The organism is Aeromonas sp. R5-1 (genome assembly GCF_040908265.1).
GTDB classification, from domain to species: domain Bacteria; phylum Pseudomonadota; class Gammaproteobacteria; order Enterobacterales; family Aeromonadaceae; genus Aeromonas; species Aeromonas caviae.
The window spans coordinates 1-14125 of record NZ_JBFODJ010000073.1; the positions used below are offsets into that span (position 1 = coordinate 1).

General features: G+C 57.4%; 10 protein-coding genes and 1 pseudogene. 6 read left to right on the forward strand and 5 right to left on the reverse strand.

All coding sequences use genetic code 11. The annotated features are described in order from the left end of the window. The first annotated feature begins 31 nt into the window (after positions 1 to 31). The 5 genes from AB5Y64_RS11020 to AB5Y64_RS11040 all read left to right on the forward strand — a co-directional run bounded on the left by AB5Y64_RS11020 (position 32) and on the right by AB5Y64_RS11040 (position 7362). Positions 32 to 1453, forward strand: coding sequence for an IS66-like element ISKpn15 family transposase (locus AB5Y64_RS11020; protein ID WP_043155065.1), 1422 nt, complete (start codon positions 32 to 34; stop codon positions 1451 to 1453). A gap of 419 nt (positions 1454 to 1872) precedes the next feature. Next, positions 1873 to 3129, forward strand: coding sequence for a hypothetical protein (locus tag AB5Y64_RS11025; protein ID WP_167826048.1), 1257 nt, complete (start codon positions 1873 to 1875; stop codon positions 3127 to 3129). After that, entirely contained in the window at positions 3126 to 3734 is a 609-nt protein-coding gene (locus AB5Y64_RS11030; protein WP_005330555.1) for a hypothetical protein, read from the forward strand. Before AB5Y64_RS11025 ends, AB5Y64_RS11030 begins: the two co-directional genes overlap by 4 nt. Next, complete coding sequence (locus tag AB5Y64_RS11035) at positions 3731 to 6493, forward strand: hypothetical protein (RefSeq protein WP_005330554.1); 2763 nt, start codon at positions 3731 to 3733, stop codon at positions 6491 to 6493. The genes AB5Y64_RS11030 and AB5Y64_RS11035 overlap by 4 nt, the downstream gene beginning before the upstream one ends. Continuing rightward, positions 6490 to 7362: a hypothetical protein gene (locus AB5Y64_RS11040; RefSeq protein WP_021140990.1), complete on the forward strand. Its 873-nt coding sequence runs from the start codon at positions 6490 to 6492 to the stop codon at positions 7360 to 7362. The genes AB5Y64_RS11035 and AB5Y64_RS11040 overlap by 4 nt, the downstream gene beginning before the upstream one ends. A gap of 510 nt (positions 7363 to 7872) precedes the next feature. On the opposite strand, the pseudogene AB5Y64_RS11045 reads toward AB5Y64_RS11040, so the two are convergent. The 5 genes and pseudogenes from AB5Y64_RS11045 to galE form a co-directional block, all read right to left on the reverse strand. Continuing rightward, positions 7873 to 8001: pseudogene (locus AB5Y64_RS11045) on the reverse strand (IS1595 family transposase); the annotation flags it as partial. A gap of 58 nt (positions 8002 to 8059) precedes the next feature. Continuing rightward, positions 8060 to 9472: a pyruvate kinase PykF gene (gene pykF / locus AB5Y64_RS11050; protein WP_042649215.1), complete on the reverse strand. Its 1413-nt coding sequence runs from the start codon at positions 9470 to 9472 to the stop codon at positions 8060 to 8062. Positions 9473 to 9492: 20 nt separating this feature from the next. Then, entirely contained in the window at positions 9493 to 10641 is a 1149-nt protein-coding gene (gene galK / locus AB5Y64_RS11055; RefSeq protein WP_021141162.1) for a galactokinase, read from the reverse strand. Continuing rightward, complete coding sequence (locus AB5Y64_RS11060; protein WP_021141161.1) at positions 10638 to 11696, reverse strand: UDP-glucose--hexose-1-phosphate uridylyltransferase; 1059 nt, start codon at positions 11694 to 11696, stop codon at positions 10638 to 10640. Before AB5Y64_RS11060 ends, galK begins: the two co-directional genes overlap by 4 nt. Positions 11697 to 11756: 60 nt before the next feature. Further along, complete coding sequence (galE, locus tag AB5Y64_RS11065; protein WP_021141160.1) at positions 11757 to 12770, reverse strand: UDP-glucose 4-epimerase GalE; 1014 nt, start codon at positions 12768 to 12770, stop codon at positions 11757 to 11759. A gap of 201 nt (positions 12771 to 12971) precedes the next feature. Here galE and AB5Y64_RS11070 point away from each other — a divergent pair, with 201 nt between their 5' ends. Then, entirely contained in the window at positions 12972 to 13979 is a 1008-nt protein-coding gene (locus AB5Y64_RS11070) for a substrate-binding domain-containing protein (protein WP_082030023.1), read from the forward strand. Positions 13980 to 14125: the final 146 nt, after the last annotated feature.

Consider the following 14125-nt stretch of genomic DNA (forward strand, 5'->3'; position numbering starts at 1 on the left):
CTTGATCCTGCTCCTTAGATACGCTCCCCCCATGAGCAAAAACACCATGCATTCCGCGGGAATGCCCACCACTCTGGAGCAGGCCAACGAGCTGATTTATAAGCTCCTCGACCGCATCGCCGAGCTGGAGGACCGCCTCAATCAGCACAGCGGCAACTCCTCCAAGCCGCCTTCCAGCGACGGCCCCGGTGCACCGCCGCCGGCCCGCAAGCGTCCGGCGTCCGGCAAGCAACGGGGGGCGCAGCCCGGTCACAAGGGACATCGCCGCGAGCGGCATCCGCTTGATGCCCGCCTGACCCTGGTCCCGCATTACCCTGCCGCCGATTGCGCTTGCTGTGGCGGGGACATGGTGGCCCATGCCAAACCCTATCAGGTTCATCAGGTGTTCGAGCTGCCCGAGGTGAGCTATCTCGTCACCGAACACCAACTGTATCGTGCGACCTGCTCACGGTGTATCGGCACGACCCAGGCCGCACTGCCAGACAACGTCAGCAGCAGCCAGATGGGGGCCAATCTGCTCAGCTACATCGCGCTGCAAAGCGGCCAGTTTCACCAGAGCGTCAGCCAGATACAGCAGCAGCTCAAACAGCATTTCGGCCTGAGTTTTAGCCGGGGCGCCATCAGTGAGGCGCAGGGGCGGGTGAGTGCCATGCTCACCCCGACCTACCAGGCCATCAAGCAGCAGGTGCAGACGGCCACCCACGTTCATGCCGATGAGACCCGGCATCAGCGGGGTGGAGAGCGCCGCTGGATGTGGCTGGCGCTGAGCAAGATAGCCGTCTGCTTCATGACGGCCTATGGCCGTGGTCAGGAGGCGGCCAAGCGGCTGCTGGGCGCCGAGTTTGACGGGGTGCTGGTGACCGACCAGTACGCCGGCTACCGGTTTATCGACGCCGACCAGCGGCAACTGTGCTGGGCCCACGTGGCCCGCAATCTCGCGGCCATCGCCGAGAGTAGCGAGCAGTGCAACCAGCCCATCGGTGCCCGGTTGGTCTTGCTGGCGGATGCGGTGTTTCGTACCCGGCACCGTTGGGAAAGCGGTGCGTTGAGCAAGCAGAAATACCTGCGCAGGCTCGCGCGTTACCGGCAAAGCTGGCGAAGCCAGTTGGAGCGCGGCGCCCTGTTGTGCAGCAAACGCTACCGTGGACGATGCCAGTTGCTGCTGCGGGATGACGAGATGCTGTGGCGGTTTATGACTGACGACGAAATAGCGCTGACCAACAACGAGGCGGAGCGGGCGCTGCGTGGCTATGTGCTCTGGCGCAAGGGTAGCTACGGCGTGTGGTCTCACCGGGGCGAGCTGTTTCGCCAGCGCATCCTGTCGTTGGTGGAGACCGGCAAGCGATTGGGCCGCTGCCCACAGGAGTGGTTGAGGGCCGTGGTCAGGGCGTGCATCGAGAAGACAGATTATCCCATCCCGGCAGAACTGATGCCGTCAACCCCGTCCTGGTGAATAGATACAAGCGACGTGCCCATAATGCAGACTTGAAGAGGATGGTGGTGATCAGATCACCAAGTCCTCAGTTAGTTCCATTCAAGCTGTATCGATTTGGGCAACAACGCCCGTTGGTAGTTTACTGACCACTACCGTCGAGTATTTTCCATACCGATCATCCATGATCTGCCTGCTGGAGGCGTGATCCAAGCCAACATCCTGGCGGTAGTCCGGCCCACACTCAGCGTTTGAGCATTTGCAGCAATGGCGGTAAGGGAGACCGGAGTCGTCAGATATCTGCTTGAAAAAACGACATGTAGAAGTATCCAGTATTGTTGCCAGCTGGGTTGCTTTCTATGCTCTTGTGGTCAAATGACGCCAGCCGTCCATCGTATGATTCTTTGGACTGGGGCCAAGGGAGCGAACAAGGATACCGAATGGCAAATCCCAAAAGTCTGATATTCCAACTGCATAAACATTGGGACGTCATCGAAGCATTGGTTCGGGCTTCGCGGGAATGGCCTGCTTTCGATGAGGCGATGGTGCTGAGGCTAATTGGCAAGTCCAGCCGGGGCAGTGACAGCGAGCCTGAGTGTGGAGAAATCTTGCGCAGCCTATGTAGCAGCGATGTCCTGCAGTGGCTTGAGCGAACCGATACCCTGCAGGTCAACCCCTTGGTGCAAGAGTTTGCGCGGGGGCTGTTACGTGAGCATGAGTTAGGGCTTTCTGCCGTGCTCAAGGCGCGTATCGAGGCCATCAAACAAGCGACAGTACAAATACTGGAAGGTTCTGAACCACTCAATCCCGATTATTTGCGTCAGGGCTCAGCCAAGATGTCAGACCTGTTGCGGCAGATCAGTTTGCAATTGGATCAGGATCGCCATGCCATATTGGAGCTGGCCGAACAGGCTAAATCCGCGGATGCAGCCATGCCAATAGCGCAACGTTATCGCTCAGTGCTTGAAGCCTATGACCAGTATGTGGAGCCCATGAACGAGATGATGGACTCCGGGCTTGCGGGCAACTTCTATCCCTTTCTGGAGCAGGCGGAGAGGGCTCTGGATCGGGCTGTAGAGGCCATCACCATACAAGGTGGGCTTTATACCCACCAGTTACAGTTGCGTCAGGTTTCTTATCAAGCCAAGGAGTTGCAGCGGTTGGGAAGATTGGTAGCCCAGCAATGTGCCGCCACCTTGCTGCCGCTGCGTGAAGAGCTGCGCGAGCATAATGGCCTGTCTGCCGCCATCAGCCAGTTGTTGGGGCGTGTGCGCAAACGTGGCCTCACGCGAGCTCTGCCGTTGCGCAATACGAAGGGGGCCTTGCCTGTCTGGCGGCAGGAGCGACCGCGACGCGTTAGTGTAGGCTTCGAGGTCAAGGATTTTATGGCCAGCGCCCTGGCGTACATACCGGAACTCATCCGTTTCCCGACGGAGGTCCCCTTCGACGCCTCACTGGTAGAGCCCATTGATGACGAGACCCTCAAACAACACCTGCAAGAGAGCCTGCCAGTGGAGAACCTGATGCTCTGGTTGCTACAGCATTATGGCGAGCAGCCGGATGCCACCTTGTTGCGACTCTACCACGAACTGGTGCGTGAGCCTCTTTGGCTGGCGAGCCTTCACCCAGATAGCACCACAACGGATTTGCAAGAGGTGCTGGTCAGTTATCACCCCTACAGGATCCAGAGATCATGATTACCTCTATTTCGCATCTGGAGTCGCTCGGTGCCCTGAGTGAGCTGTTTCGCCTGTTCAACAGCGGCAAGCACCTCAACCGGGTGGCGGAGCCTGCCCTGTGGGCCGAGCTGGAGCGGTGTCAGGAAAGCTATCAGGCTATTTTTGCCGCCCTGGGGTTTGAGCTTAAAGTCGAGCCACGTGGCTATGCCTGGTTTCATATCGAGGAGTCCGGCAGCCAAGCCAGCAAGACTAGCAAGCGCCTGGCGTTGTTATGGATGTGCTTGTTTGATACCCAGGCTGATGAGGGCAGACCCTTGTCCCGCTTTACGGAGTGGCGGGTAGACAAGGCCTTGCTGGCCAAGGCTCACGAGCATCATCAGGAGATCCTTGAGGCCGAGGGGTTGGAGCTGGATGGCTTCATCGCGTTGCTGGACAGCGCGGTCAAGCTCGGATTTGCGTTGTCACTTAACGGTTATTGGCAGTTATTGCCGGCGGTCTATCGCTATCTGGAACACTTCGAATCGTTGAGCGCATCTGGCCAAGACGATTCATTCGATGAGCCGCAGGGTGGCGAGGAAGATGAATCGGCAGAGGTGGGTTTGGATGAGGAGGAGGAAGCATGATCCAGTACGGGTTTGAGCGTCTGGTATTGTTGGGCAGTGCCGGGTATCAGAGAGCCGAGTTGCCGCTGGATGCTGCCGTCTCACTCATCGCCCCCAATAACACAGGTAAAACCAGCCTCATCAACGCGCTGCAGTTTTTATTGATCATCGACCAGCGACGCATGGACTTTGGCGCCCACGATCTGGAGAAGTCCAAACGATTCTACTTCCCCAACAACAGCGCCTACATACTGCTGGAAGCCTGTCTGCCAGAAACGGGGACCGTGGTGCTGGGATGTGTCGGCAAGGGGGTTAGCCATGACTATCAGTACTTTGCCTACAAGGGAGCGTTGGATCTGGATGATTATCGGTTGGACGGCGGCGCTCTGGTGGCGGAGCCCCAACTGGTAAACCACCTGGCCACGCGCCAGCGGCTGGTGTTTGTCTACAAGAGTCCCAATGATTTTCGCGATGCCCTGTATGGTGGTCGTCGCAAGCGGGCCGCCAGCGAGCCCGATTTCACCCTCTTTCATCTGGAGCATCAATCGGATGCTGCTGCCTATCGACAGGTCCTCACTCGTACCTTACGGCTGGATAGGCTCACCTCGGCCGATGTCAAAAATTATCTGTTGGAAATCTTCAAACGGGACTTGTCGGATGCGGCCATCGACTTTCGGCAAGAGTGGGAAAAGGCATTTAGCGAGGTCAATAGTGAACGGGCTCAGTATCAGGCGGCGGTCAATCAGTCTGCACGGATCCTGAGCTTGGCCAAACAAGTGCAAGAGCGTTTGACGCTCAGAGGCAAGCTCATCGTCTGGTGCCCACAGATAGAAGAAGACCTCAAGCAGTGGCACTCCTACTATGAGTCCACAGCAGAGGAATTGGCAGCCAAGGTGTTGCAATGCGAGACGGCACAAAAGCAATCGGGGAGCCGTATTCAGGAGCTGAGTGTCGAACGGCTCGTAAAACAGCAGTCCCATACTCAGCTGCTGGCGCTCAATCAGCAGCAAGCGGAGCTGGAGCGTCGGTTTACCCTGCTTTCGGGACGTGAGCAACTTGAAACACAGCTGGCGGCGGTCAAGGAGAATTTGGAGGCTCAGATCACCCTGCTGGGGCAGGTCAAGAGCCGCAGCGTAGAGGACATAAGGCGAGATTTACGTCGGCAACAGCAGTTGTCGATGAGCCTGCATCGGCAGCAGGAGACCTTGACCGACAATCTCTATCGACACATGGCTGATCATCTGAGTGAAGAGGAGTTACTGCGACTAAACCGGGTGCTCCAGGCCGGAGTGATGCAGCTAGGACCGGCAGATTTCGAACTGGATATGCCCCGGTTGAAACAACAGTTGTCACAGACGCCGGGCGAGACGCTGATGCTGGCTGGCCTGCGCATCAACCTTCATCGGTTGCATCCCCAGTTTCAGCAACTCAGTGAAGCCGAGCTGAAGGAGCAGATCAGGGATACCGACAGGCATATCGCCAGTTTGGAGGTGCAGCAGCAAACAGCCGAGCAGCGCCACCAGGCCGAGGCACACAAGCAACGATTAGAGCAGGAGCAGCAACAACTGCGGCAGGAGCTGGCCGACTTCGACACCTGGCAGCATCTATTGGCCCAGAGTGACCAGCGAGCAGAGCAATTGATAGCCCATGAACAAGAGCTGGATAGGCTACAGGCCGAGCTGGCAGCGATTAACCAGCAGCAATTGAGCTTGGTTGATCAACTCAATGCTTTGCGACAAGCGCAGATGCGACTGGATGATGAGCATAACGGCATCGTCACCATGCGTAACCAGCGCGAGGATCAGGGGCCAGAATTCGGTTATCTGGAATCTCTTTCCTACCATCCCTGGCTCGGGGGAGCCACCAGAACGCTGGATACCCTATATACCCGTTTGCAAGAATTCCAGACCGATAGTCGTCAATTGTTGGCGTTGAACAGCGCGTTGCAGCGCGGTTTGCAGGATTTGCACGCTGGCGGACTCACCAAGTATGAACACTGCCCGACTCAGGACGAGGAGTGGAGTCGGATCCTCGATTTCCATCAGATGTTGCCAAAAGAAGCCGAGGCATTGGAGAAGAAGGCCCGCAGTGCCGTGATCAATGTCACCGCCAGCCTGAAACAGCTCAGACAGGGGCTGAATGCTTTTAAGGCGCAGATGCGGGGCTTTAACCGGCTGGTGAGTCAGCGTCAACTGTCCGACCTCAGGGTTTTCAAAATCGAGCCCAGGGATGAAGCACACCTGGTGGAAGCCATCGAAATTCTGCTCGATAAGTCCGCTCAGGTGGAGACGGGGGAGAGCTTCGATCTGTTTAATCAGCAAAGCGTGCTGGATGATGTGCGATTGGATCGCGCCAAACAGACCTTGTTTGATGAGGGCAATGCCCGGCAAGGGCTCCGTGTCGCCGATCTGTTTCGCCTGGAGTTTGTGATAGGTAAGCAGGATCAGCAGGAGGAGTCCTTCACCGAGATAGACAGTGCGGCCTCCAACGGCACCGTATTGATGGCCAAGCTGGTGACCGGGCTGGCCATGCTCCACCTGATGCATCACAAGAACAAGCGCATCCGCACCATCTGTTATCTGGATGAGGCGCTGGCGCTGGATACCCGCAACCAGAAAAATCTGATCGATGTGGCGGCAGAATTCGGTTTTGCCCTGATCTGCGCCTCGCCAGCTCCGTTGACCACGGCACGCTATTGCGTACCTATCCATCACCATGCCGGCAAGAACCATATCAATCGGCAGAGCTGGCTGGTGCTTGCTCCCAAGGAGCGACCATGAGCCGTAGTTTGATCGCCGCCTTGCGCAAATTGCGCCAAGCCCCTGGAGGAGGGCTTGCCAGCTCTCAATTGAGCGAGGGGCAGCGACGTGAGCTGAGCAGCTTTGCCCGCGCTACCGGCAGCATACAGATGCGGCCCGAGGGCAGGGGAGTCGTATTTGAGATAAGGCTGCCCGCCGTGGTGGAACACCAGTGGCGACAACTGGTGCCGATAGAGCAAGCCGAATTGGTCGATGGTCTGCCACGCCGAGCGCGTAACATCGCCGCAACTCGCCGTAGCAAGGGGGCAGATCATGGGCATGAGTTCAGCTATCTGCTGTTAAAGGCCGGTCCCGGTCAGGTGGCGTGGCGAGACGATAAAGACAACCGGCTGGACTTGCGACTGAGCACCGATCAACTGGGCGTCGCCGCTCTGACTGTGCACGCCGACAGCACCTGGTATACCGAACATCCGCTATGGCTTGTGGAAAATCAGGCGCTGTTTGACCAGCTGGACTGGCTACCCTGCGCCCAGCCCGCCAGTGTTGCTTATTACAGTGGCCAATTGCCCAACACATTGTTGGATTGGCTCGCCTTGCGCCAGCGGGCGCCTGCGATCCACTTCTTTCCCGACTACGACGGAGTGGGTCTGCTCAACTTTGCCCGGCTTCGCAGCCGTCTTGGCCACAGCGTGGCCCTGTGGTTGATGCCCGAGTGGCCATCTCGTCTCGAGCGTTTCGGTTGTACCACGCTTTGGCAGGATACCCAGCGCGAATTCAACGCCATGCTGGCACACCCTGCGACAGCCGATTTCGACGTGGAAGTGAAGCAATTGATCCGGTCAATGCAAGCCAGCGGGATGGCGCTGGAGCAGGAAGCCGTGTGGTTGTGAGGAACTGCCCCGTCCGTCTCGCCTGCCTCTTATCTGTCTATTAGTTTGAAAATATCTGCTTGAAAATACGACATGTGCAAAACCCCAGTATCGAAGCGGCTTTGCTCGAACGATATAGTCATCTGGGTTTTAACTGATGACTTGGGAGATAAAGGATGAAGGCGGCGACACGGCATGATTGGCAAGGGTTACAACCATTGCATCGAGATGCGCTCACCCTTCCGCTGAGCCTGCGCTTTCGCGATGAGCAGATGGCCAACATCCGACAGGGATTTATGTACTATGCCTCATAATCTGTTCACCTTGGCGATTACGCACTACCTGATAGGGCTCGCTCCGCTCTTTGCTGAAACATGCATACACACATAAAATATTAGACACGACTGGATTCGGTGAGAGCAGAGATGTCAAGACTGCTATCAACGTCTTGGCATTCAGCGTTTTCAACAGTAAATCTGCGTGGTGGCTTGCAAGCGCCAAGGACCACCATTAATGTGATGCAACCCGCCCGGTTCCATGAGTTCGACCTTGACCACCACGATGTTGTGCCGAATGTGATAGTCCCCGTTGTCCCTCTAAAGAGTCAAGGGAGAAGGTCTCGTCAACCTCAACGATACCTTCTTCCCGTGTGGCTTGATGTCCGGTCATCGCACGCAAAAGCGATGACGCCAGTAGCCTAAAGTTTGCTAGGCAATCGTTACAGAACGTGAACAGAAGCGGTGTTGGTGGTGCCGCTCGGTACCAGAGCACCGGAGACCATCACAACCACGTCACCTTTCAGACCCATGCCGATTTCCAGCGCGGCTTCTTTACCGATGCGATAGAAATCGTCGGTAGAGGCGATGCTGTCAACCACGTGAGCAACCACACCCTTGGTCAGCACCAGCTGGGCAGCAGTTTTCTTGTTGGTGGTGATCGCCAGGATCCAGGCTTTCGGGAAGTACTTGCGAATGGCCTTGGCAGACTTGCCGCCTTCGGTAGCAACCACGATCAGCGGGGCGTCCAGCTTCTCGGAGGTCTCTACGGCGCCTTTACATACGGCTTCGGTGATGCGCAGCTTGTTGCTGTCGTTGGCAGCAGACAGGTTGGACGGCATCACGGCATCGGTACGCTCGCAGATGGTGGCCATGATGGTCACGGCTTCCAGCGGGTACTTACCCTTGGCGGATTCACCGGACAGCATCACTGCGTCGGTACCGTCCAGGATGGCGTTGGCCACGTCACCAGCTTCGGCGCGGGTCGGACGCGGGTTCTTGATCATGGAGTCCAGCATCTGGGTGGCAGTGATAACCACTTTGCGGGCTTTGTTGCACTTGGCGATGATCATCTTCTGGGCGAAGATAACTTCTTCAACCGGGATCTCTACACCCATGTCGCCACGAGCAACCATGATGCCGTCGGAAACAGCCAGGATCTCGTCGAAGTTGTCCAGACCTTCCTGGTTTTCGATCTTGGAGATGATCTGGATGTTCTCGCCACCGTGGGCTTTCAGGTGCTCACGGATTTCCAGAACGTCTTCTTTCTTACGGATGAAAGAAGCAGCAACGAAATCAACGCCTTGCTCGCAACCGAAGATCAGGTCGCGCTTGTCTTTCTCGGCCAGGGCCGGCAGCTTGATGGAGACGCCCGGCAGGTTAACGCCTTTGTTCTCGCCCAGGTCACCGTTGTTCAGCACTTTACAGATAACTTCGCGCCCGGTGATTTCGATGACGTCCAGACCGATCAGGCCGTCATCAACCAGGATGCGGTTGCCGACGCGCAGATCGTTGGCGAAACCTGCATAGGTCACCGCCACTTTGTCTTTGTTGCCAACCACGGTCTGGTCGGTGGTGAAGGTGAAAGTCTGGCCAGCGACCAGCGCGACGTCGTTGCCGCCTTCCAGCTTCATGGTACGGATTTCCGGACCCTTGGTGTCCAGCAGGATAGCTGCGTGCTTGCCGGTCTCGGCCATTACAGCGCGCAGGTTGCTGATGCGGCTGCCGTGCTCGGCGTAGTCACCGTGGGAGAAGTTCAGGCGCATGACGTTCATGCCGGCGTCCAGCATTTTGGCCAGCATTTCTTTGGATTCGGTCTTCGGACCGATGGTGCAGACAATTTTGGTCTTTTTCATTTTTGAGTTCCTAGTTTTATTTAATTTCTACAAGCACCATCAGTTGACCGACAAACATAACAATCAGCCTTTAAGCCAGAGACTGTCGGATACTCGGCTTCGACTGCTGCGATCACCTCGGCCACTTTCTCCGGGCGCAGCAGGGCGACCACGCAGCCGCCGAAGCCGCCGCCGGTCATCCGCACGCCGCCATCTGTGCCGATCCTGGCCTTGATGATCTCCACCAGACCGTCGATGGCGGGCACTGTGATCTCGAAGTCATCGCGCATGGCGGCGTGCGACTCGGCCATCAGCTCGCCGAGGCGGGTCAGATCGTGGCTCGCCAGCGCATCGGCGGCCGCCAGGGTGCGGGCGTTTTCACCGACGATGTGGCGGGCACGGCGATAGCAGGCCTCATCCAGCCCGGCTTTGCCCGCTTCCAGTCCGGCCAGATCGAGGTCGCGCAGCGCCTTGACCCCGTAGTGACGGGCGGCCTCTTCGCACTGCTGGCGACGGGTGTTGTATTCGCTGTCCACCAGACCGCGGCGCACATTGGAGTTGACGATCAGCACCGCCAGATCCGCCGGCATGGGGATGAGGCGAGTCTCCAGCGAGCGGCAGTCGAGCAGCAGGGAATGATCGGTTTTGCCGCTGGCGGAGATCATCTGATCCATGATGCCGCAGTTGCAGCCGACGAACTTGTTCTCCGCCTGCTGGCCATTGAGGGCGATCTCGGCCTGACTGATGTCGAGCCCCAGCGCCTCTTTGAAGGCCTGACCGATCGCCACTTCCAGCGAGGCGGAGGAGGAGAGTCCCGCCCCCTGCGGCACGTTGCCGGAGACCACCAGATCGAGGCCGCGCAGGGTATAGCCGCGCTCCTGCAGATATTTCACCACGCCGCGGATGTAGTCGCTCCAGCGCTGGCTGGGGTGGTGCTCGATGGGCTGGTCGAGGTCGAACTGGTCGCGCTGATTGTCGTAGTCGGCGGCGATCACCTGTACTTGCCGGTCATCGCGCAGGCCGATGGCAACGCAGGTCTCGTAGTCGATGGCGCAGGGCAGCACGAAGCCGTCGTTGTAGTCGGTATGTTCACCGATGAGGTTGACGCGGCCGGGGGCGCGCACCAGCAGATCGGGCGCTTTGGCAAATTGCTCGGCAAAAACGGTGCTGACACGTTGGTTGGGGGTCATAGGGCCTCCTCATTGGTGTGGCTGGTCTGGGTGTAGTGAATGGGGCTCAGAGCGCGCAGCCGCTCGGCAGCCTGCTCGGGGGTAAGGTCGCGCTGGGTTTCGGCCAGCATCTCGAAGCCGACCATGAATTTGCGCACGGTGGCGGAACGCAGCAGTGGCGGATAGAAGTGGGCATGCAGTTGCCACGCCTCGGGGCAATCCGATTTGGGCGGTGCAAAGTGCCAGCCCATGGAGTAGGGGAAGCTGCACTCGAACAGATTATCGTAGCGGCTGGTGAGCTCCTTGAGCGCCACTGCCAGATCCTGTTGCTGGGCCTTGGTCAGGTTGAGCATGGAGGGGACGTGCGCCTTGGGCAGCAGCAGGGTTTCGAACGGCCAGGCGGCCCAGAAGGGAACCACGGCGAGCCAGTGCTCGGTCTCCACCACGATGCGCGAGCGATCCGCCAACTCCCGCTCCACATACTCCAGCAGCATGGGGCGGCCATGCTCGGCCAGCCAGTCACGCTGGTGCTGCTCTTCGCGGGCGATCTCGTTGGGCAGGAAGTCGCTGCCCCAGATCTGGCCGTGGGGGTGAGGGTTGGAGCAGCCCATGACTGCCCCTTTGTTTTCAAAGACCTGCACCCACTGCCACTGGGCCGACAGCTCGGCGACCTGATCCATCCAGGTGGTGATCACCCCCTCGATGGCGGGCAGCGGCAGCTCGGGCAGGGTCTTGCCGTGGTCCGGCGAGAAGCAGATGACCCGGCTGGTGCCGCGGGCGGCTTCCAGCTTCAGCAGGGGATCGCTGGCGCTATCGGCGGCCGGGGTATCCTGCATCAGGGCGGCGAAGTCGTTGGTAAAGACAAAAGTGCTCTTGTAGTCGGGGTTGATGTCGCCAGTGACCCGGGTGTTGCCCGCGCAGAGGAAGCAGTCGGGATCGTGGGCTTGCTTGGGGGCCTGACTCACCTTCTCCACCTGTCCCTGCCAGGGGCGTTTGGCCCGGTGGGGGGAGACCAGCACATACTGGCCGGTCAGCGGGTTGAAGCGGCGATGGGGATGATCGACGGGGTTGAACATCATCTCTCCTGAATAATGTATTGAAAAATAAAGTCGTTTATTACCGGGGAGCAGGCAGACCTACTCTTCGTAACCGTTCGGATTGGCGGATTGCCAGCGCCAGCTGTCGGCGCACATAGCGTCTATGTCCCGGGTCGCCTGCCAGCCCAGCTCACGCTGCGCCTTGGCCGGATCGGCCCAGCAGGCGGAGATATCGCCCGGGCGGCGCGGTTCGATGCGAAATGGCAGCGGCTTGCCACAGGCGGCAGAGAAAGCGGTGACCAGCTGCAACACACTCTGGCCCTGGCCGGTGCCCAGGTTGTAGGTGTGTACACCACCCTTGCCGGCGCAGTGTTGCAGTGCCTTGACGTGCCCCTCGGCGAGATCCATCACGTGGATGTAGTCGCGCACGCCGGTGCCGTCCGGCGTGGGGTAATCGTTTCCAAAGACCGACAGGCAGTCGCGACGGCCGATGGCCACCTGGGTGATATAGGGCATCAGATTGTTGGGGATCCCTTGCGGGTCTTCACCCATAGTGCCCGAGTCGTGGGCGCCGACCGGATTGAAGTAGCGCAGCAGGGTCATGCTCCAGTGGGGCTCGGCCAGCTGCAGATCTTCGAGGATCTCCTCGATGAGCAGCTTGGATCGCCCGTAGGGGTTGGTGGCGCAGCGAGGGAAATCCTCGCGGATCGGCAGGCTAGCGGGATCGCCGTAGACGGTGGCCGAGGAGCTGAACACCAGATTGTGCACATTGGCCCGCTTCATCGCCTGCAGCAGGGTGAGGGTGCCGCCGAGGTTGTTTTCGTAGTAATCCAGTGGAATGCGGGTCGATTCACCGACCGCTTTGAGGGCGGCAAAGTGGATCACTGCATCGATCTGTTGCTCGGCGAAGATCCGCTCCAGCAGGGCGGCATCGCGAATATCCCCTTGATAGAACTGGGGTTGCTGGCCGCTGATGGCGGCGACTCGGGCCAGCACGCTGCGCTTGCTGTTGCCGAGGTTGTCGACCACCACGGGATTCATGCCTGCCGCTTGCAGGGCCAGACAGGTGTGGCTGCCGATATATCCGCAACCGCCGGTGACTAGAACATTCATCTTGCTCTCCATATAAAAACATTGGTAACAGTCTAAACGAGAGGCCTCGACGTAAACTGTGAGCTCATCTACAAATCAGTGTAAGCGGTTACACTAATTTAGTGTGAGACTACATTGCAAGATCATTTTTCTCTATTTTTTTCAATTACTTTCAAGGGTATAATAGTGTTTAACTATAATGTGAAAATGAGTGAAAACAGTATGAGTACCATCAAGGACGTCGCTCGGTTAGCCAATGTATCGGTGGCAACGGTCTCACGAGTGATGAACAATTCGCCAAAAGCCAGCGCAGCGTCCCGGGTCGCAGTGCAGAGAGCAATAACTGAGCTTGGTTACACTCCTAATGCAAATGCCAGGGCCCTAGCTAACCAGTGTTGTGATACCTTTGGTGTTGTTGTTGGGGACGTGGCGGATCCCTTCTTTGGGGCATTGGTGAAAGGTGTAGGCACTGTTACTACGGAGCAGGGGCTGCATTTGTTGATGGGAAATGGACGACATACAGCAGACGCTGAACGGGAAGCAATAGAGTTGTTGATTGCTCGCCGTTGTGAAGGGCTTGTTGTACATAGCAAGGCATTATCTGATGACGAATTGCTGCAATATGCTGAGCGCATTCCTGGTTTGGTATTGATTAATCGTTACATTCCAGCTCTTCAGGTGCGTTGTATCGCATTGAATAACCAGCAAGGAACCACGTTAGCCACTCGGCATGTATTGGCGCAGGGACATGTCAAAATTGCTTATCTGGGTTCAAATCGACCTATCGAGGATGCAGAGTCACGCTTGAATGGTTATCGGGATGCATTGATATGCGCAGGGATTGCTCCAAGTGATGAGTTGATTGAATTTGCCCAACCAAATGAAGAAGGGGGGGAGCAGGCGACGCTGAACCTACTCGCCAAAGGAGCAAAGCTTACAGCTATAGTAACCTACAATGATGCTATGGCGGCAGGCGCCCTCTCTGTACTGGCTGATAATGGAGTCAAAGTTCCGGAAGAAGTGTCCGTGATAGGCTTTGATGACATTATCTATGCTCGATATTTGCGTCCTAAACTAACGACTATGCGTTACCCTATTGAGTTGATGGCAGCTCAGGCCACAAGGTTATCACTTGCCTTGATTCGTGGGGAGTCTTCACCCGAGCACTCTCGTATATATACACCACTTCTAATAAATCGTCAGTCAGTCGCTCGTCCTATGTCGGAATGACAACTTGTTAGTTTTCCCCGCGGCATAAGTCAATCATTTTGTGTGCTAATAACTAGGGAAAGTGCGAACAAGTATCCCACGAACAAAAAATGAAAATTTTAGTCATTTAATATCAATGGGTTACCAGTAAATGCTCTCGTGCCATA

What these genes read in the sequence shown, in the direction of transcription:
- AB5Y64_RS11020 (WP_043155065.1), top strand. Translation starts at nt 32, where the DNA reads ATGAGCAAAAACACCATGCATTCCGCGGGAATGCCCACCACTCTGGAG.
- pykF (WP_042649215.1), bottom strand. Translation starts at nt 9,472, where the DNA reads ATGAAAAAGACCAAAATTGTCTGCACCATCGGTCCGAAGACCGAATCC.
- AB5Y64_RS11030 (WP_005330555.1), top strand. Translation starts at nt 3,126, where the DNA reads ATGATTACCTCTATTTCGCATCTGGAGTCGCTCGGTGCCCTGAGTGAG.
- galE (WP_021141160.1), bottom strand. Translation starts at nt 12,770, where the DNA reads ATGAATGTTCTAGTCACCGGCGGTTGCGGATATATCGGCAGCCACACC.
- AB5Y64_RS11070 (WP_082030023.1), top strand. Translation starts at nt 12,972, where the DNA reads ATGAGTACCATCAAGGACGTCGCTCGGTTAGCCAATGTATCGGTGGCA.
- AB5Y64_RS11060 (WP_021141161.1), bottom strand. Translation starts at nt 11,696, where the DNA reads ATGTTCAACCCCGTCGATCATCCCCATCGCCGCTTCAACCCGCTGACC.
- AB5Y64_RS11025 (WP_167826048.1), top strand. Translation starts at nt 1,873, where the DNA reads ATGGCAAATCCCAAAAGTCTGATATTCCAACTGCATAAACATTGGGAC.
- AB5Y64_RS11040 (WP_021140990.1), top strand. Translation starts at nt 6,490, where the DNA reads ATGAGCCGTAGTTTGATCGCCGCCTTGCGCAAATTGCGCCAAGCCCCT.
- galK (WP_021141162.1), bottom strand. Translation starts at nt 10,641, where the DNA reads ATGACCCCCAACCAACGTGTCAGCACCGTTTTTGCCGAGCAATTTGCC.
- AB5Y64_RS11035 (WP_005330554.1), top strand. Translation starts at nt 3,731, where the DNA reads ATGATCCAGTACGGGTTTGAGCGTCTGGTATTGTTGGGCAGTGCCGGG.